Below are 17,520 nucleotides of genomic sequence, written 5' to 3' on the forward strand. Positions count from 1 at the left end.
AATTGGGGTCTGTCATGATTGATTTTCCATATTCTGAAAAAAAATTAAGAAAACCTTGCGCAACATGTTCGCTTCAGAGTTGTAGTTTAATTGGAAACACGCCAATTCTTGAACTGTGTAATACCGGATCCGGAAGCCGGTTATTACTGAAGATGGATTGCCTAAATCCGACGGGAAGCGTAAAGGTGCGAATGGCGCTGGAGATGATTGTTGCTGCGGAGATCTCCGGCGAGCTCAAGCCGGGCGGAAGAATCATTGAACCCACTAGTGGAAACACTGGTTTAGGTCTGGCATTTGTGGCCTCTCAGCGGGGATACAAGTTTACGGCGATTGTGGATCATCACGCTGCTAAGGACAAGCTGCGTTCCATGCAAGCACTTGGAGCAGAGTTGGTCTTCGTCGGGGATAAAGAATCCTGTGTTCCGTCTACGAGCCTTAGACGTGCGAAGGCCGCAGAAATTGTCGCCGAGACCTCGGATGCATGGTGGCCAGATCAGCACAATAATCCCAACAACCCAGCTGGTTACTGGCAGCTTGCATACGAACTCGATGAGCAAATCCCAGAAAAGGTTGACGTTCTCGTTGCGGCAATCGGAACGGGCGGGACGTTGTGCGGTACAACGGAACATCTGAGGAAGCTTGGGCATACCGCCGAGTCGTTGGCTGTTGAACCCGAAGGCTCCATCATTTTTGGTGGGGTGCCAGGGGCATATAAGCAATCAGGTGCCGGTGCTCCGTCGGGTTTCAAAATCGGCAATAACGTCCGCTACAACCTCATCGACCATGGAGTCAAAGTTAGCGATGTCAAGGCATTCGCTGTGGCCCGAGTGTTGGCTAGGGAACATGGGCTCATGGTTGGAGGCACAGCAGGTGCTGCAATCTACGAAGGTTTGCGTCATCTACACGAGTTTCAGGCAGGAACAACAATGGTCGTCATTGTTTGTGATGCTGGTGAGAAATATCTCGACACAATTTTTGATACTGATTGGCTTCAGAAAAATCATTTGTATTCAGAAGTTATGGAGCGTCAAGTTTCGCGAATGCTCAGAGCCTATGGTGATTCTCGTGCCATTGCTAGTTCCTTCGAGGTGGCCGGGTGATAAATCCAGCTCGTGCAATTGGCCAGCAAACCGTGTCCTACCGTGATGTCTATTCGCTTGCGCTACCCATCGCGGGCGTTCAGCTAGCGGGGGTTGCGCTAACCACGACCGATGTGCTGATGCTGCAGACCCTCGGTGTAGTGGCAATTGCCGGCGGCGGACTCGCAATGCAGTTCTACAACCAGATTCGCACCATGTGTGTCGGTATGGTCACCGCCGGAGGCAACCTAGTAGCCGAGGCCGCGTCGGAGTGGGAAAAGACAGGCGAGGAAGTTGCGGCTGAGCGAATCCGCCAAGCGGTACGCAGTTGCATGGCCGTCGGTACCGCAACTGCAATCATTGGTGGCCTCATCGTGATTTCATTTGGTGCGCTTGCACTCATCTTGCCCATCGACGACACTGTTGCCGAGCTAGCGTTCTCGATGACGGTCGCGCTTGCACCAGGCCTTATCCCGATGATTTGGCTCAATGTCCTGCGGCAGTTTGCAGTCGGCATGCGTCGGCCGGGCTCTCTGCTGGTGGTTACGCTCATCTCCATCGTTGTCAACGCTGCTCTCAACGCTGGATTCCTCCGGCTAACAAGTGTCAATGAATGGGGAACTGCATGGGGACTGGTGGGCATCGGTCTGTCGACCACCTGCGTCCAGGTTTTTACCCTGCTGTCCTTTGCTGGCTTGCTGCAAAGAGACCGTCAGCTACGGAAATTCTTCGCGGTCATTCCGAGGCCCGGCGACGCAGCATGCATGAGGCGCATTATTCGGCTTGGGATTCCAGTTTCGCTTACCTACGGCTCTGAAGCTGCGATTACTACTATCGCAGGTCTAGCGATGGGCCTGGTTAGCCCAGTCATGCTGGCAGCGCACACCGTTGTTAACCAACTCGCTTATATCGTCTACCAAGTATGTATCGGCTTCTCGCACGGAGGATCTATACTGGTCAGCCGTGCATTAGCGGATGGTGCCGAGGCAGTCAAACAGGTATCACGTCGGGTTTTGCACGCAGTGGGTATTTATCTTGCCGTCGTCGGTTTGCTCTGGTTGCTACTGGGCAAGTACGTCGTTGGACTGTTCCTTACTGATTCCAACGTTAGTGCCAATCCCGATGTACGCCATATAGCGACAATCTTGTTGTGCCTTGCCGTGCTTCAGCAGTTCGCTAAAGGCTCCCAGAACGTGCTGGTGGGGCTCCTTCGTGGGCTGCGCGACACGAAGTCGGGTCTCAGTGCGACCCTTTGGGGCTACTGGGCGGTGGGGGTTCCAGCTCTCCTGATTCTTGGCCTTGGCCTTCGTTGGGAAGGATATGGCGTTTGGGTTGGGCTCATCCTTGGCTTTTCCACGACCGCTGCTCTGCTTTACCGCGCTCTGCAGCGTCACCTGCAACCCACTAGTTCCGTGTGACGGCCGAAGCTTCGTAACACCCATCCAGAAATAGTCTGAACCATCCACGTAAAGATGACGTTTTCCCTCTACCGAAGGGGATCCGAGGAGCTGAATATGCGGTCGACTGACCGCCTGCTCCGGAAAGAAGAAAATGAAGGTTAGTTCTCCTCTTACTCCAAGCGTGCTACTGCGTGACTTCCCCGCAAGGGTGCTTTTCGCGGTACTCCTATGCATGTCGCTCGTCCTTCTCGCCGCTTGCTCAGATGGAAATGGAGACGCATCCGCTAGCAGTGAGAAGCGTACCGTCGTCGATGCGCTAGGACGCGAAGTTAAAGTCCCGCAGAATGTCGAGCGAATCCTGATGGGCGGGCAGAAGATGCTTTACACGACGGCGCTTCTGAACCCAGACAATCCAACTGACAAGATCGTTGCCTGGCCAGAGGACCTGAAGGAAAACGACAAAGCCACTTACGACCGCTACGTTGAGAAGTTCCCCAAAATCAAGGACATCCCGACCACAGGCGAGATTTACAACAACACTATGTCGCTGGAACAGGCTCTGGAGTCCCGACCCGATGTCTTCGTAGTAAATGCGGGTGTCTTCGACGCGGCTAAAGATGCTGGAATCGTTGATGGATTAGAAAAGGCAGGCGTGCCGACGGTGACTGTCGACTACTTCATTGACCCAGTGAAAAACACCGAGCCCAGTATTCGAATGATGGGACAACTGCTGGGGCGTGAAAAGCAGGCGGAAGACTTTATCAACTACTACGAGAAGAAGGTCAACAAGGTCGCTGACCGCCTTGCCGAGAAGAAACCAGCACCGACACCGACATTCCTGTGGCGAGCACCCGGTTACTTTGACTGCTGCTCAACCTTCGCCAAGTCCAACCTGGCGCAGATTGTCAATTTTGCCGGTGGACTAAACCTTGGCGACGAAATGATTGATGCGAAGCAAGGGCAGGTATCGCCAGAGGCATTGGCCGGGAAGAATCCTGAAGTCATCATTGCCACAGGCGCAGACTGGGATCAGGGTAAGACTCCGGTCAAGGAAGGAAATTACGTACCGCTGGGTTACTCGGAATCGAAGGAAGAGGCGCAAAAGGCCCTTCACGATGTCGTCGGTAAGCAGCCCGCTGTGCGTGAAGTCGACGCGGTGAAAAGTAAGCGTACTTTCGTCGCATGGCATCATTTTTACGATTCGCCATATAACTTCCTGGCAGTCGAGATGTTTGCAAAGGCCATGCACCCGGACTTGTTCGGCGACATTGACACTGAACGAGAGGTACAGGACCTGCACGATAAGTTCCTGCCAATCGAGGCCTCGGGCACCTTCTGGACTGGGCTGGAGTGATGTCGAACATGCAAGTTTCGCACGGAAACCTGGCAACAACGCAGGGGAGCGGAGACGCCGTTCGCGGGGAGCAGGAAGTCAGCCCTGATAGAGTAATGGTGCAGTCAACTTTTCACTGGTATCAGCGCGCAGCACGGAAGAAGTGGGTGATAATCGCTCTGATTACTGTGGTGTTGGCTTTGACATCGCTTGCTGACTTTCTACTCGGTGGCGGTAGCATGCCTGCCAGCGAAGTTTTGCATACATTGACCCATCCGGTTGGTGCGCGACCCATTGACCACCAGATTGTTTTCGACATTCGGCTTCCGATGACCGTGACTGCAGTGCTCGTCGGAGCGACGCTGGCAGCGGCGGGCTCACAAATGCAGACAATTCTGGGAAATCCCCTGGCCGAGCCGTACACCCTGGGCGTGTCAGCGGCGGCCGGATTCGGTGCTGCCCTGGCTGTGGTCACCGGCTTCGCTTCTGAGGGAATCGGTGCGGTGCTGGGGATGGCCGGGACTGCGTGGGTGTTCGCGATGCTGGCCTGCGCTGCGATTCTGCTCTTTTCCCGATTTCGTGGCCCAGGAGTCGAGGGGATGATTCTCCTCGGTATCGCGATTGTATTCTTTTTCGACGCTCTACTGGCCCTGATGCAATACCTGGCCTCGGAGACGCAGTTGGAACAGGTTGTGTTCTGGACGATGGGTAGTCTCACCCGCTCGAACTGGACGCAGATTGCGTTGCTCGCGGTGATATTCGTGATGGGGCTACTCTTCTTTTACCTCAATGCCTGGTCGCTGACTGCATTCCGGATGGGCGATGACCGCGCAAAAGCCCTTGGCGTAGACGTTGATCGACTGCGTGCGCTGACCCTTATCGTGGTGTCCTTTATGGCGGCAACCGCTGTGTCGATGGCCGGTACGATTGGATTTATCGGTCTCGTCGGCCCACACGTTGCGCGCTTATTGGTAGGCGAAGATCAACGTTATTTTCTTACTGCTTCGACTTTGGTAGGGGCGCTGCTTCTGGTTGCGGCATCGGCAGTGTCGAAGGTGATTCAACCGGGTGTAATTCTTCCCGTAGGCATTATTACCGCAATTGTAGGAGTGCCCGTATTTGTCGCGATTATCGCTGGCCAGAGGAGGAAAATGTGGGTTGGCTAAAGGCAAGTCGCTTTGTCGGGAACGACGCTGTACATGGTCATCACGACAGCCCCAGTAAACCTGACGGTAAACCCCTCGGCGAAACCCCTCCAGAATCGTCCGCTCTTAGCGCGCGAGGAGTGTCTTTTGCTTACGACGGCCATCATGTCCTGCACAATGTCGACGTTGGGCCTCTTCCGATGGGAAGCGTGACTGCGTTGGTCGGTCCCAACGGAGCTGGCAAATCGACACTGCTGAGGTGTTTGGCGGGCCTTGAAAACTGCTCGGGGCAGGTACGTGCTGAAAGATCTCTATATTTGCCACAGGACCCTCCGCCGCTGAGCTCATTGACCGTGTACGAAAGCGTCCTGCTTGCCCGGCAACAGTCGTTTTCTGGGTTTTCCGCACTGCGTGTCGGATCCACAGTGCGGGCAGAAGTGCAGGCCACCATTGAACGACTTGGGTTGGTTGCGTTGTCATCGCGGCTGATGTCTGAGTTGTCTGGGGGACAGCGGCAGTTGGTGAGTTTTGCGCAGGCGGTTGTGCGACGACCTCGGGTATTGCTTCTCGACGAGCCCACCAGCGCACTCGACCTGCGTAACCAATTGATGCTTCTCGGGCAGGTACGCAAGTGTGCGCGGGAATTGCCCTGCGCGGTAGTGATGACACTTCATGACCTGGGGCAAGCGGCGCGCTTTTGCGAACATGTGGTTGTTCTAGCCGATGGTCGGGTCAGCAGTGCAGGGCCTCCGGCAGAGGTCATTAATGAAGCTATGCTGCGAGAGGTTTATCAGGTAGAAGGTGCGGTGCTCCCGACTCGCAATGGCGGGCTGGCGGTCGAAGCGTCGGAGGCACTCTAGCGCAGACCCGTGACTGTAGCGCACGCTCTCGGCTGTTCTACAGCCACGAATGAGCGCTAAAGTGCAGGGCCCGACGAGCGCCCCAGCCGGCGCCCCCCTAACTGCCCCTAGTAGTAGAACGGGAACTCGTCCCAGTTCGGGTCACGCTTTTCCAGGAACGCTTCCTTGCCCTCTACGGCCTCGTCGGTCATGTACGCCAGGCGAGTAGCCTCACCCGCGAAGACCTGCTGACCCATCAGGCCGTCATCGGTCAGGTTGAAGGCGAACTTCAGCATGCGCTGCGCTGTCGGGGACTTACCGTTGATCATGCGACCCCACTCGACCGCGACATCTTCCAGCTCAGCGTGGTCCGCGACCTCGTTGACAGCACCCATGCGGTGCATGGTCTCAGCGTCGTAGGAGCGGCCGAGGAAGAAAATTTCGCGGGCAAACTTCTGACCAACCTGCTTCGCCAGGTAGGCCGAGCCATAGCCGGCATCGAAAGATCCCACGTCAGCGTCGGTCTGCTTAAAGCGAGCCTCCTGGCGTGATGCCAGCGTCAGGTCACACACCACGTGCAGGGAGTGTCCGCCACCTGCGGCCCAGCCATTGACCACAGCAATAACAACCTTCGGCATAGTGCGAATCAGGCGCTGCACCTCCAGGATGTGCAGGCGACCTCCCTCGACCTTGGCGCGCGCGGTATCGATGGTGGATGCGTCCGCGGTAGCGTCGTCATGCTCGTGGGACGTTGCGTACTGGTAGCCGGAACGACCGCGAATGCGCTGGTCACCACCCGAACAGAATGCCCAGCCACCGTCCTTGGTGCTCGGGCCGTTACCGGTCAGCAGCACTACGCCGACATCCGGGGTGCGGCGCGCGTGGTCGAGCGCGCGGTAGAGCTCGTCGACAGTGTGCGGACGGAACGCGTTACGAACCTCCGGGCGATCAAACGCAATACGCACAATGCCGTTCTCGCGGCCCTCGCCGACGTGGCGGTGGTAGGTGATGTCGGTCAAATCCTCAAAACCATCAACCGTCTTCCACTGCTCGGGGCGGAAGGGGTTATCGGTCGAGTACTTCGCGGTATCAGTCATGGCTTCCAGCATAAAGGTCTCTAGCATGAGGGGTATGTCTGTGTCCGCTGCGCCCAACATCCAGCTTCCGCCCATCGATGACATCCTCGACCGCGCCCACGTCGTCGCGCTGCCCATGGCAGTGAAATTCCGTGGCGTCACCACCCGCGAGGCACTCCTCATCGACGGCCCCGTCACCTGGGGCGAGTTCGCTCCCTTCCTGGAATACGAGGCGTCCGAGGCCGCCGCGTGGCTGCGCTCGGCCATCGAATGCGCCTACGTTGGCCTGCCCATCCCGAAGCGCGAGTTTGTCGAGGTCAACGCCACCATCCCCGCCGTCGCACCCGAGCAGGTGCCGGAGGTCGTGGCGCGCTACCCCGGGTGCCGCACGTTTAAGGTCAAGGTCGCAGAGAGCGGCCAATCGCTTAACGACGACATCGAGCGCGTAGCCGCCGTCCGCACCGCGGTGGCCGAAGCTTATGGCTATGAACCTGTCGTGCGGGTGGATGCGAATCGTGGCTGGACTGTGGAGCAGGCAATCCGCGCCGCTCATGAGTTGGGTCCGCTGGAGTACATGGAGCAGCCCGTTGCGACTGTCGCCGAGCTCCGCGCGGTCCGCGACGCAGTGGGGGAGTTTTGTTCGATTGCTGCCGATGAGTCGATTCGCAAAGCCGAGGATCCGTATTTGGTTGCGCGCGAACAGGCGGCGGACGTGGGCGTAATGAAGGTCGCGCCGCTTGGTGGACCACGCTGCTTGCTTCGGTTGGCCGAGGAGCTCGCGATGAAGGTGACGGTCGCCAGCGCCCTGGACACCGGTGTTGGCATGGCCGCCGGTTTGTTCACGGCGGCGGCCCTGCCTGCCACAGAGCTGCAGCCGGAGCCGAACGCGGCGGGTTTGGCCACGTCCTCGCTGTTTATCGAGGACGTCATCGAGCCCCGGCCACTTATCGATGGCCGACTGCCCGTCACCAACCCCGCTCCCGACCCTTCCCGCCTGGCCGAGCTCGCCGCGCCGGGCCCCCGCCGCGATTGGTGGTTCGACCGCCTCCGCGCGGCGTACACCCATCTATAACGCCAAGAAAGTGACTAGGTTTATGACACTTTGAGCCCGAAAAACGGCTTCCAAACTGACATAAACCTAGTCAGTAACTTCCGGCAAGTAGCCTATTGAGTGTGAACGACAACCAGGACACCTCCCATACCCCGGACACCTCGGTGAACGACAACGCCTCGGCAACCGACGCCACGTCCCATACCCCCGCAGCCCCCACGGCCCCATCCGCAGTGGTAGCGGGCCTCATCGTCGATGAGCTGCTGCGTCTCGGCATGGTCGATGCCGTGGTGTGCCCGGGTTCCCGGTCCGCCCCGCTCGCCCGCGCTCTGGTCCAGGCCGCCGACGCGGCGAAGGTTCGCCTCCACGTACGTATCGATGAACGCTCCGCCGCCTTCCTCGCCCTCGGCCTGGCCTCGCGCACCCGCAAGGTGACCCCGGTAATTACAACGTCCGGCACAGCAGTGGCGAACCTCGTGCCCGCCATGGTGGAAGCCACCGCGTCGGGCATTCCGCTGCTGGCACTGACCGCCGACCGCCCCGCGCATTATCGAGGCACTGGCGCGAACCAGACCATCGTCCAGGACCGCCTGTTCGCTGATGCCTCCGTCGTCGAGTTCGATCTGGACGGCACCGCCCCGGTCACGAAGGCCACCGCCGCGCAGATCCGCGCCCGCATCGATCGCGTTGTCGCCGCCATGGCATCCGGCGCCGGCCACCTTAACGTCCGTTTTGTCGAACCGCTCGTGCCTGACGACGACTCCGTCGCCGACATCCCCGAGGGCCGCGCCGACGGCGGCCCCTGGACCACGATTGCGCCTACCAACAGCAACAACGTCGCCGCGGCCGCCATCGCAGCCAACTCGGCCACCGCAACCGGCCCGGCCAACTCGGCTAGCACAGCCACAATTGACATTAGCCGCCGCACACTCGTGATTGCGGGTTCGAATGCCTCGCACCTGCCAGAACTGGAGGATCTGCCAACCATCGCTGAGCCGAATGCATATGCGCCGGCGCACCCGGTTCACCCGCTCGCGGCGGGTACTTTTGCGCAGATTCTGCCGGAGCAGATTGTGTTAGTCGGCAGGCCGACGCTGCACCGAGGTATCTCTAAGCTGCTGGCCAATCCGGATATCGAGCTGACCGTTGTCTCCGAAGCGGAAAACCACGGTTTTGGGGTGGAGTTCCCGGATGTGACGGCGAACGCAAGGGCCGTCGTTAGGCATGTGCAGACTGTGGGGGAGCAGGACCCGCAGTGGACGAAAATCTGTGAGGCTGCCAGCGAATTGGCGGTGAAGTCCGTGCGAGAGACGCTTACCGAGTCGATTGAAGCGGAGGAACCGCTGACCGGATTTCATGTGGCGGCGGCGCTGACGGATAGCCTGCGCACGGGTGACAACGTGGTGCTGGGCGCGTCGAACCCGGTGCGCGATGCGTCGTACACGGGCCTGCCTTTCCCGGGTGTGAACACGTATGCGGGACGAGGTGCCGCGGGCATCGACGGCACGGTGGCGACGGCAATCGGTATTGCGCTGGCGTCCGACCGTGAGCATGCCGACGAGATTCGCCCGCCGCGGACGATTGCACTTATGGGTGACCTGACGTTCCAGCACGACTCCGCAGCGTTGGCAATTGGGCCGCTGGAGCCGAGGCCGGAAAACCTCACCATCGTGGTGGCCAATGATGCCGGTGGCGGTATTTTCGAGACGCTGGAGGCGGGCAGCCCGGCTCTGCGGGGAAGCTTTGAGCGCATCTTCGGCACGCCGCAGGACGTGGACTTTGAGGGCATCTGCCAGGCTTACGGAGTCGAGCACGTGCGTGTCGACCGCCTCCCAGATCTGCTCGCGCAGCTGCACCCGGATACCGATGTCGACGGCATCCGCGTCATCGAGGTGGCGACCACACGTGCGACGCGTCGGCAGTTGCACCACAAGCTGGCATACAATGCGGAGATTGGGGTGCTGGACAAGCACTAGCCGGCCGGCAGCATCCAATCAGAGCTGGAAACAATCAGGGACAGAAAAATAGGAGGTCGCGACCGCCATGCAGTGGAAAACTGCCCTGGCCAATTGGCCGCGCTTCCTTCGTCAGGTACTGCTCTTTGTGATGATTTGCCTGTTGCTGTCGTGTCTGGCCATGGTGGTTGGCTGCTTCATTAATGACCGCAATATCGAGTCGAACATGGGGCAGTCCGTAGCCAATGTGCGCTCGGTCGAGCTCCTTCGCACCACGGTTGATTTCGTCGACGAGAATGGCGATTTTCAGTCGCCACCAACCGGTTTGCTCTATCCCGTTGGTCTGGAAGAGGGGCAGCGCGTCCGCGTCGAATACGACCGCACTGATCCCAATGTCGTCCGCGTCGCCGGGCGCACATGGACGCTGTCACTTCTCCCGGCGACCAGTATCGCTGTGGTTACATTTCTCGTCGTCGCGCCGTTGTGGTGGTCGTCGTTGCGCGCAACCCGTCGTTTACAAAGAGATCCCCAAAAGGTAAACAGAGGGTCACTTTCGCTTTCCGACGAGATGGAAAACTAGCACCATGCGCGTTGCCATCATTGCTGAAAGCTTCTTGCCCAACATCAATGGAGTGACAAACTCCGTGCTGCGGGTGTTGGAACACTTACGCCGTGAAGGACACGAGGCGCTGGTGATTGCGCCGGGTGCTCGGGACTGGCAGGAAGAGGCAGAGTTCTACTGCGACTACCGCATTGAGCGTGTGCCCACTGTGATTGTGCCGTTGATTGATTCGCTACCGATTGGTGTGCCGAACCGTCGGGTAGCGTCGGCGCTGACGCAGTTTAAGCCGGATGTTGTCCACTTGGCTTCGCCATTTGTGCTCGGTGGTGCGGGCGCGCTGACTGCCAAGGCACTGGGCATCCCGGCTGTGGCCATCTATCAGACGGACGTTGCGGGTTTTGCCAAGAACTACAAGTTGGCGGGGCTCTCCACGGCCGCGTGGTTGTGGACGCGCGTGATTCACAACTCCTGCGCCCGAACGCTGGCGCCGTCCTCGCCGACTATTGAGGACCTGCAGGATCACAAGATTCGTGATGTCTACCGCTGGGGCCGCGGTGTTGATGCGGTTCGCTTTACTCCGACAAAGCGTAGTGAAGAGCTCAGGAAGCAGTGGAGCCCGGAGGGCAAGCCGATTGTTGGTTATGTCGGCAGGCTCGCGGCGGAGAAGTCTGTGGAGCGGCTGGCAGCGCTGAACGGCCGCGATGATATCCAGGTGGTCATTGTCGGCAATGGCCCGGAGCTGCAGAAGCTGCAGAAGCAGATGCCGAATGCCGTCTTTACCGGACAGCTCACCGGCGATAAGTTGGCAGCGGCATTCGCCAGTCTGGACGTGTTCGTCCACACTGGTGACTTTGAAACCTTCTGCCAGGCGGTACAGGAAGCCCACGCCTCCGGTGTGCCGGCCATCGCTCCGAACGCAGGCGGCCCGCGCGACCTGATTACCAACGACGTCAACGGCTACCTGCTGGAACCCAAGACTTTCACCCGCGATCTGTCTGAGGCGGTCGACAAGCTACTGCTCGTCGACGATGAGCTGGCACGCAAGCAGCTGCGCAACCGCTGCCGCGACACCGTGACCGAACGCACCTGGGAAGCACTGTGTGCAGACCTGGTTCGCCACTACGAGGAGGTTTCTGGGGTTTCCGCGGCCGAGACGTCAAGCAAGGTCGCAGCAGATGCGATTGATGCCTCCCGTGCAGGTGCTGCTACGCGTCAGAAGTCGGTCGCGTAATCTGGACATCGTGTCTAGGGCTGATTTAACGAAAAATCCCAGCGAAGTCGCCTCGATGTTCGACGGCGTGGGGAAGAATTACGACATCACTAATACCGTGCTCACCGGTGGCATTGACCACTACTGGCGCGTGCGCACGGCAAAGCGCCTGAACCTGCAGCCTGGCCAGAAAGTCCTCGACCTGGCCGCCGGTACGGCTGTTTCATCAGTGGAGTTGGCAAAGTCTGGCGCATACGTCGTTGCCTGTGATTTCTCCCGAGGCATGCTCAAGGCCGGTGCACACCGCGATGTTCCCAAGGTCTGCGGTGACGGCATGAAGCTGCCATTCCCGGACAACACCTTCGACGCGGTGACCATCAGCTTCGGTCTGCGCAACATCGTGGACTACAAGGCGGGCCTCGCTGAGCTAGCTCGCGTGACCAAGCCCGGAGGCCAGCTAACAGTCTGCGAGTTCTCCACCCCCGTGATGCCGGTGTTCAGCACCTTCTACAAGGAATACCTGATGCGGGCACTGCCGCAGATTGCCAAGGTTGTCTCCTCGAACCCGGAGGCCTACGTGTACTTGGCGGAGTCGATTCGCGCCTGGCCAAACCAGCCGCAGCTTGCCCGCGACATCAATGCCTCTGGCTGGGAGGATGCCGGTTGGCAGAATCTCACCTTCGGTATCGCAGCGCTGCACTCGGCAACCAAGCCCGTGCAGTAGCTCGCTAGCTCTCAGTCGGGCTGGGTCGCAGGGTCCGTCGTAAAGCGATTCCTACTGCCAGGGCTGGCGTCCGAAGCACTTATCGGAGGCCAGCGCTGCTCTCCCCGAAGCGCGCCAGAGTCGCGCCACTACGTCGCGGTCGTGTTCCGTGACCAGGTTTCCCATCAGGCGTGCGGCAACACCCATGAGCTGGCTTCCCCACGGGGCGCCGATGGTCAGCGGGCCGACCGTGGGAAGGAAGCTCGGGTACGTCAGCGTCAGCGCCAACTTGCGAGCCAGCGAGAAGCCGGTGCCGTAGTGCTCGCGAAGGAGGGCGGGCCAGGAGTGCGTCAGCCCATCGCGGCCCGCACCAATCGAACTAATCAGCTCCACTGCCAGTCGCGCCGACTCCATGCCGTAGTCAATGCCCTCACCGTTGAGCGGGTTGACTAAGCACGCAGCATCACCGAGCAACGCCCAGTTGGGCCCCGCCACATTCGATACAGCACCGCCCATCGGCAGCAGCGCCGACGTCACGTGCTCCGGCTCGCTCATCTGCCACTGATCGCGCACCTGTCCGTGGTACTCGCGCAGCAACTTCTTCACATTCGTGCGCGCCGGGCGTGCCGATGTCGCCAGCGCCCCACACCCCACATTCGCCCGGCCTTCTCCCAGCGGGAAAATCCAGCCATAGCCCGGGTGCGTCTGCCCATCGGAGCTGCGCAGTTCCAGGTGCGAGTGAATCCAGTCATCCGCTACGTCCGAGCTGTCGAAGCTGACATACGACCGCGCGGCCACGCCAAAGACGCTATCCCGATGCCACGCGCGCCCCAGCTGCTTGCCGACGGTACTGCGGACCCCATCGGCCACGAGCAACCAGCGGGCCGAGATGGTGTGTGGCTTGCCCTCGCGGTCGGAAAGCTCCACCGCGCGCACACCGTGCCCTCGCGTGCCGCCAGTGTTCAGCGCTCCGAGAATTACCTTCCGCGCAGCGACCCCATCGAAGACCTGTGCACCGGCATCGGCGGCGGCATTGAGCAAGAAGGTGTCGAGCTCAACTCGCGGCATCGCGGATCCGACAGCGGGAAAAGTGCCGGAGGCATCATCTGGCCAAGGTGCGGTGATGGAGCCGCCGAAGCCGTGCAGCTTGAGTCCGCGGTTGCGGTTGCGGCGCAGGAGCTCGTCGTCAAGCCCTAGACGACGTAGCTCAGCGATGGCACGAGGAGTGAGCCCGTCGCCACAAGTTTTGTCGCGCGGGAAGCGCTGGGAGTCGACCACAGTGACCGAAAAACCGGCGCGGGCGGCGTGAATTGCGGCTGCGGAGCCGGTGGGGCCTGCGCCAACAATGAGCACGTCAGTGCTGCTGGGTAGAGCGACGGTGCCGTCGAACGTGGGGGAAACTCGCGAAATCGGGCTTGAGGTCATTGCCCCAGCGTATAACGACGTTGAAACAAATATGGGAACTGGTCTGCTAGCCACTATGCTCGTAAGGTAGTTTATTTAGCAGTTTCTTATCTTTTATCGTCAGTTAGGCAGGTCTCGAATGCGTACTGGAGACTACTCCGGGCTTAGTTCCGGAAGTGCTCAGGGCACTGGTGAGCACACCGCCACTAGTTCTCACTTCGTTGATGAGGCGCTGGAAGCAACAATCACCGAGGGAATGCGCAAGAGCGAGGACCTCCTGATAACCGAGCTGGGGCGCGGCGAGGACTTCCTAGTCGAACGGGTTTCCCACCTAGCTCACGCTGGTGGTAAGCGCTTCCGCCCGATGTTTACCATGCTGGCCGCGCAGTTCGGGGAGAACCCGGAGAGCGATAAGGTCATCACCGCCGCGACGGTGCTGGAGCTGACGCACCTGGCGACGCTCTACCACGACGACGTCATGGATGAAGCGGATAAGCGCCGCGGCGTGCCCTCCGCAAACTCGCGCTGGGACAACACCGTCGCCATTCTGGCCGGTGACTACCTCTTCGCTGCTGCGTCCCGCCTGCTGGCAGAGCTCGGCTCCGAGAGCGTGGCTCACTTCGCTGAGACCTTCGGTGTTCTTGTCACAGGCCAGATGCGCGAGTGCCTCAACGACTTGGACCTGCCGATTGAAGAGCGCATCGAGCGCTACCTGAAGGTCATTGCCGAAAAGACCGGTGTGCTCATCGCATCGGCCGGTTATCTCGGCGCCTATCACGCCGGTGCGTCGGCCGAGATTTCCAACGCACTGCGCCGCTATGGCGAACTAATCGGTATCGTTTTCCAGATTGTCGACGACATTATCGACATCTCCTCCAATACCGATCAGTCCGGCAAGACTCCGGGCACTGACTTGCGCGAGGGCGTCTTCACACTGCCGGTTCTCTACGCGCTGCAGGAGGACACCCCAGCCGCTGACCGTCTCCGTGAGATTCTTGTCGGCCCAGTCTCCGACGACGCGCTTGTCGACGAGGCCCTCGAGCTCCTGGCTCAGACCAACGGTGTGGCTCGCGCGATGGAGAAGGTCAATGAACTGCTGGATGAGTCCGACCGCGTCATCGCTGACCTTCCTGACTGTGCGGCCAAGGAGTCCCTGCGTCACGTTGCTCGCTACACCGTGGAGCGCGTGGGGTAGTGGATTGAGCTCCATCGGCGAGATGGGCCTAGGGGTGAGCACTGCTCTGAGGTGAGCTCTGCTCTGGGGTGAGTTCTGCTGAGGGGTGAATCCAGGTAGGGAAATATCCTCTCGACCTGCCGATTTGTGTAAATGACAGAGTAGTGGGTAGCATTCCATTCGCACCGTTTAAGAGTGCACGCCAGATTGCCCGAGCGGCCAAAGGGAGCGGATTGTAAATCCGTCGGCATTGCCTTCGTTGGTTCGAATCCATCATCTGGCACAGTGAAATCACCGCGAGATTTTTCTCGCGGTGATTTTTTTGTAGGGCCCGTTGATGGGGATGCGGGGTTAAGTAAAGAAAAGTGTGTCTTTTCCGGGCGTGTTGCGGTTATTTGATCCAGCCTTTTTGGATGCCGAGGTTGTGTTGGTAGCTGGTGTCGATGGCGGTGTCGTATTCTGCTGGTGCACCGATGTCATTGGTAGTGGCTGTGGTGTTGTGGGTGATCAGGTCTGTTGCTGTGGAAAGTGCGTCTTGACCCCATCGTTGGTCCCTGGCGATCTTGACCGGATCGTCAGGGACTTCTGTATGTAGATACAGCCACCAATCCATCACTGTGCGTTGATGCGGTAGTGATAGTCCGCGGTGTCTGCGGGCTAGTTCTTTTATGGGGGCGTTGATGCCACCTTCGAGGCTGTTTGTTGTTGCTGCAAGGTTGTCGGGGTCGATGGTTGTTGGTGGGGGTTGCAGGTAGGTAAACAGCAGGTCTCTGCGGTGCAGAGATAGCAATGATTGATAGGCCGCTCGGACGCGTTGGTGGGTGTAGACCTTGGTGTAGGCGCCGGTAACGGGGTCTTTGATGGTGGTTTTCTCGTTCATCCATTCCCGGTAGGTGTGGTCGAATTCGTGCAGGTGGGCGACCCATGTGGATGCTTGGTCAAGGTCGGTGATGCGAGTGAGTTTCAGGGCTAGGCGGTAGAGGGTTTTGCCGGCATCGGTGCGGGGGTTGCTGGTGGTGTGGCGGCGGACTGTTCGTTGGGCGTGGACGAGGCAGCGTTGGATGCGTGTTGTTGGCCAGCAGTGGTGGATGGCTGATTGGGCACCTTGTCCGCCGTCTGTGACTGCGATTAGTGGTGCGGCAATGGGGCGTAGGAGTTCGGTGTAGGCGGCGGTGGTTTCGTGTCTGGCCCAGGTCCAGTTGATGACGTGGGTTTTACTGGCTGCGATCAGGAGGCATCCGGACTTTAGATAGGTCGCGTCGAGGAAGATTTGGTCATGGATGCGGAATGAGTCGATGGTGGGTGTGGGGATGATCCACCAGCACCATCGGAATCGGTGGTGCATGGTTTGCCTGGTTACGCCATGGTGTGCGGCGAAGGTGGTTAGAGATTGGGTGCCGGTGGCCCATTGGATGAACAAAGCCATGGTGGCGGTGTTTTTGTTGTGGGTTTGGGTGTTGCGGGTAAAGGAGTGTCCGCAGTGGGTGCAGCGCCAACGGGTGGTTGATTTGCTGGTGGTGCCGTTTTTCTTTGTGTTGTTGCCGCATAGTGGGCAGCTGGGGCGGTTGGTGGTCATCCTTTAATCCAACCGGTGTGCGGTTAGCACAAATGTGGCCGGAGGTGCGGGATGGTGTGGGTAATAGCTTTCGGGGAGCTATTCTTTGGTGATTTGTGGTGTGTGGTCTGGGGTTATGGTGGCATGCGGACACACTTTTCTTTACTTAACCCGGCTCTGGATTAAGCGGGGGGCAGGGGCTCGAGTTAGAGGCTCGAGTTAGAGGTCAGCCACTCATCGATGAGCTATTCACTTATGGTTCCGCTGGGGCTCATCGATAAGTGAATAGATTATCCATAAGTGCGCGCCAAATGTCTGCAAACGTGACAAGAAATACCACTGCCTACCTGCTGATTTGTGCTTAGTGGTGATTTCGGGTTAATCTTTGCAAGGCTTCACGGAGAGCACAGAGCGAAACGAAGCGGTCAACAATTGGCCACAGAGTTACGTGCTGGGTTTAACGGATGCTGATGCCCCCTTAGCTCAGTCGGCAGAGCGTTTCCATGGTAAGGAAAAGGTCGACAGTTCGATTCTGTCAGGGGGCTCTGTTCTTTTATACGGACTTATGTCCGGTAGAGAATAGGGGCGATGTAGCTCAGATGGTGAGAGCGCACGACTCATAATCGTGAGGTCGGGGGTTCGATCCCCCCCATCGCTACTACGGACAGTGATGTTCGTCGAACCCCGCCTTGATTATGCAGCAATGCAGTAAGGTGGGACATTGTCAGCTAAGGACTGAAAAGTTCTTTCGCTGGTGGTGAAGGGGCGTGGCTCAATTGGTAGAGCAGCGGTCTCCAAAACCGCAGGTTGCAGGTTCGAGTCCTGTCGCCCCTGCAAGTACCCGTCATCCAGGGCGTATGAAAATGCGTCTGGGTGGCGGGTTTTTCGTTTATGTTCGGTGGCGGTGGGGCAATGCGAGTTACTGACTGCGTTTATGACAAAAACAGCCCGAAAAATGGCTTGAAAGTGTCATAAACCCATACAGTTTCACATTTGCAGCCCCAAGTTCGCATCCCCGAGCGAGCGGCCGAAGC

At 59.1% G+C, this 17,520-nt stretch carries 14 protein-coding genes and 4 tRNA genes; 15 read left to right on the forward strand and 3 right to left on the reverse strand.

The window, feature by feature from the left end; all coding sequences use genetic code 11:
• Positions 1 to 14 precede the first annotated feature (14 nt).
• From EGX79_01865 to EGX79_01885, 5 genes are all read left to right on the forward strand, one after another.
• On the forward strand, positions 15 to 1,100 hold the full coding sequence (locus EGX79_01865; GenBank protein ID AYX81040.1) for a cysteine synthase family protein: 1,086 nt from the start codon (positions 15 to 17) through the stop codon (positions 1,098 to 1,100).
• A complete protein-coding gene (locus EGX79_01870) occupies positions 1,097 to 2,497 on the forward strand; it encodes an MATE family efflux transporter (GenBank protein ID AYX81041.1) in 1,401 nt (466 codons plus the stop codon). The genes EGX79_01865 and EGX79_01870 overlap by 4 nt, the downstream gene beginning before the upstream one ends.
• A gap of 133 nt (positions 2,498 to 2,630) precedes the next feature.
• Positions 2,631 to 3,833, forward strand: a complete 1,203-nt coding sequence (locus EGX79_01875; protein ID AYX81042.1) for an iron ABC transporter substrate-binding protein — start codon at positions 2,631 to 2,633, stop codon at positions 3,831 to 3,833.
• An 8-nt stretch (positions 3,834 to 3,841) separates the two neighbouring features.
• Positions 3,842 to 4,978 (forward strand): iron ABC transporter permease, encoded by a 1,137-nt coding sequence (locus EGX79_01880; protein ID AYX82679.1) that lies wholly within the window; start codon positions 3,842 to 3,844, stop codon positions 4,976 to 4,978.
• Positions 4,979 to 5,157: 179 nt separating this feature from the next.
• The gene (locus EGX79_01885) at positions 5,158 to 5,817 is read left to right on the forward strand and encodes an ABC transporter ATP-binding protein (protein AYX82680.1); all 660 of its coding nucleotides are present in this window, start codon (positions 5,158 to 5,160) and stop codon (positions 5,815 to 5,817) included.
• Between the two features lie 107 nt (positions 5,818 to 5,924).
• On the opposite strand, the gene EGX79_01890 is transcribed toward EGX79_01885, so the two are convergent.
• On the reverse strand, positions 5,925 to 6,893 hold the full coding sequence (locus EGX79_01890) for a 1,4-dihydroxy-2-naphthoyl-CoA synthase (protein AYX82681.1): 969 nt from the start codon (positions 6,891 to 6,893) through the stop codon (positions 5,925 to 5,927).
• A gap of 25 nt (positions 6,894 to 6,918) precedes the next feature.
• Here EGX79_01890 and EGX79_01895 point away from each other — a divergent pair, with 25 nt between their 5' ends.
• From EGX79_01895 to EGX79_01915, 5 genes are all read left to right on the forward strand, one after another.
• Complete coding sequence (locus EGX79_01895; protein ID AYX81043.1) at positions 6,919 to 7,944, forward strand: O-succinylbenzoate synthase; 1,026 nt, start codon at positions 6,919 to 6,921, stop codon at positions 7,942 to 7,944.
• Between the two features lie 212 nt (positions 7,945 to 8,156).
• Positions 8,157 to 9,899: a 2-succinyl-5-enolpyruvyl-6-hydroxy-3-cyclohexene-1-carboxylic-acid synthase gene (locus EGX79_01900; GenBank protein ID AYX82682.1), complete on the forward strand. Its 1,743-nt coding sequence runs from the start codon at positions 8,157 to 8,159 to the stop codon at positions 9,897 to 9,899.
• A 67-nt stretch (positions 9,900 to 9,966) separates the two neighbouring features.
• Positions 9,967 to 10,458: a DUF3592 domain-containing protein gene (locus tag EGX79_01905; GenBank protein AYX81044.1), complete on the forward strand. Its 492-nt coding sequence runs from the start codon at positions 9,967 to 9,969 to the stop codon at positions 10,456 to 10,458.
• 4 nt (positions 10,459 to 10,462) lie between these two features.
• Positions 10,463 to 11,671: a glycosyltransferase family 1 protein gene (locus EGX79_01910; GenBank protein AYX81045.1), complete on the forward strand. Its 1,209-nt coding sequence runs from the start codon at positions 10,463 to 10,465 to the stop codon at positions 11,669 to 11,671.
• Positions 11,625 to 12,374 (forward strand): demethylmenaquinone methyltransferase, encoded by a 750-nt coding sequence (locus tag EGX79_01915; protein AYX81046.1) that lies wholly within the window; start codon positions 11,625 to 11,627, stop codon positions 12,372 to 12,374. Before EGX79_01910 ends, EGX79_01915 begins: the two co-directional genes overlap by 47 nt.
• Before the next feature lie 51 nt (positions 12,375 to 12,425).
• Here EGX79_01915 and EGX79_01920 read toward each other — a convergent pair whose 3' ends face one another.
• The gene (locus tag EGX79_01920) at positions 12,426 to 13,706 is read right to left on the reverse strand and encodes a geranylgeranyl reductase family protein (GenBank protein AYX81047.1); all 1,281 of its coding nucleotides are present in this window, start codon (positions 13,704 to 13,706) and stop codon (positions 12,426 to 12,428) included.
• 190 nt (positions 13,707 to 13,896) lie between these two features.
• Here EGX79_01920 and EGX79_01925 point away from each other — a divergent pair, with 190 nt between their 5' ends.
• Both EGX79_01925 and EGX79_01930 read left to right on the forward strand, forming a co-directional pair.
• Positions 13,897 to 14,952 (forward strand): polyprenyl synthetase family protein, encoded by a 1,056-nt coding sequence (locus EGX79_01925; protein ID AYX81048.1) that lies wholly within the window; start codon positions 13,897 to 13,899, stop codon positions 14,950 to 14,952.
• A 180-nt stretch (positions 14,953 to 15,132) separates the two neighbouring features.
• Positions 15,133 to 15,214: transfer RNA gene (locus tag EGX79_01930), tRNA-Tyr, on the forward strand.
• A 108-nt stretch (positions 15,215 to 15,322) separates the two neighbouring features.
• Here the strand turns inward: EGX79_01930 and EGX79_01935 are convergent.
• Positions 15,323 to 16,507 (reverse strand): IS256-like element IS3503 family transposase, encoded by a 1,185-nt coding sequence (locus tag EGX79_01935; GenBank protein ID AYX81049.1) that lies wholly within the window; start codon positions 16,505 to 16,507, stop codon positions 15,323 to 15,325.
• A gap of 451 nt (positions 16,508 to 16,958) precedes the next feature.
• Here EGX79_01935 and EGX79_01940 point away from each other — a divergent pair.
• The 3 genes from EGX79_01940 (at position 16,959) to EGX79_01950 (ending at position 17,323) form a co-directional block, all read left to right on the forward strand.
• Positions 16,959 to 17,031: transfer RNA gene (locus tag EGX79_01940), tRNA-Thr, on the forward strand.
• Between the two features lie 39 nt (positions 17,032 to 17,070).
• A tRNA-Met gene (locus EGX79_01945) sits at positions 17,071 to 17,147 on the forward strand.
• Positions 17,148 to 17,247: 100 nt separating this feature from the next.
• Positions 17,248 to 17,323, forward strand: a tRNA-Trp gene (locus EGX79_01950).
• The last annotated feature ends 197 nt before the right edge of the window (positions 17,324 to 17,520 follow it).

Origin of the sequence: Corynebacterium jeikeium (assembly GCA_003955985.1) — a bacterium.
GTDB classification, from domain to species: Bacteria; Actinomycetota; Actinomycetes; order Mycobacteriales; family Mycobacteriaceae; genus Corynebacterium; species Corynebacterium jeikeium_D.

Coding starts and splice junctions, on each gene's coding strand:
- EGX79_01865 (AYX81040.1), top strand. CDS start 15: ATGATTGATTTTCCATATTCTGAAAAAAAATTAAGAAAACCTTGCGCA.
- EGX79_01875 (AYX81042.1), top strand. CDS start 2,631: ATGAAGGTTAGTTCTCCTCTTACTCCAAGCGTGCTACTGCGTGACTTC.
- EGX79_01880 (AYX82679.1), top strand. CDS start 3,842: ATGCAAGTTTCGCACGGAAACCTGGCAACAACGCAGGGGAGCGGAGAC.
- EGX79_01885 (AYX82680.1), top strand. CDS start 5,158: ATGGGAAGCGTGACTGCGTTGGTCGGTCCCAACGGAGCTGGCAAATCG.
- EGX79_01890 (AYX82681.1), bottom strand. CDS start 6,893: ATGACTGATACCGCGAAGTACTCGACCGATAACCCCTTCCGCCCCGAG.
- EGX79_01895 (AYX81043.1), top strand. CDS start 6,919: ATGAGGGGTATGTCTGTGTCCGCTGCGCCCAACATCCAGCTTCCGCCC.
- EGX79_01905 (AYX81044.1), top strand. CDS start 9,967: ATGCAGTGGAAAACTGCCCTGGCCAATTGGCCGCGCTTCCTTCGTCAG.
- EGX79_01910 (AYX81045.1), top strand. CDS start 10,463: ATGCGCGTTGCCATCATTGCTGAAAGCTTCTTGCCCAACATCAATGGA.
- EGX79_01915 (AYX81046.1), top strand. CDS start 11,625: ATGCCTCCCGTGCAGGTGCTGCTACGCGTCAGAAGTCGGTCGCGTAAT.
- EGX79_01925 (AYX81048.1), top strand. CDS start 13,897: ATGCGTACTGGAGACTACTCCGGGCTTAGTTCCGGAAGTGCTCAGGGC.
- EGX79_01935 (AYX81049.1), bottom strand. CDS start 16,507: ATGACCACCAACCGCCCCAGCTGCCCACTATGCGGCAACAACACAAAG.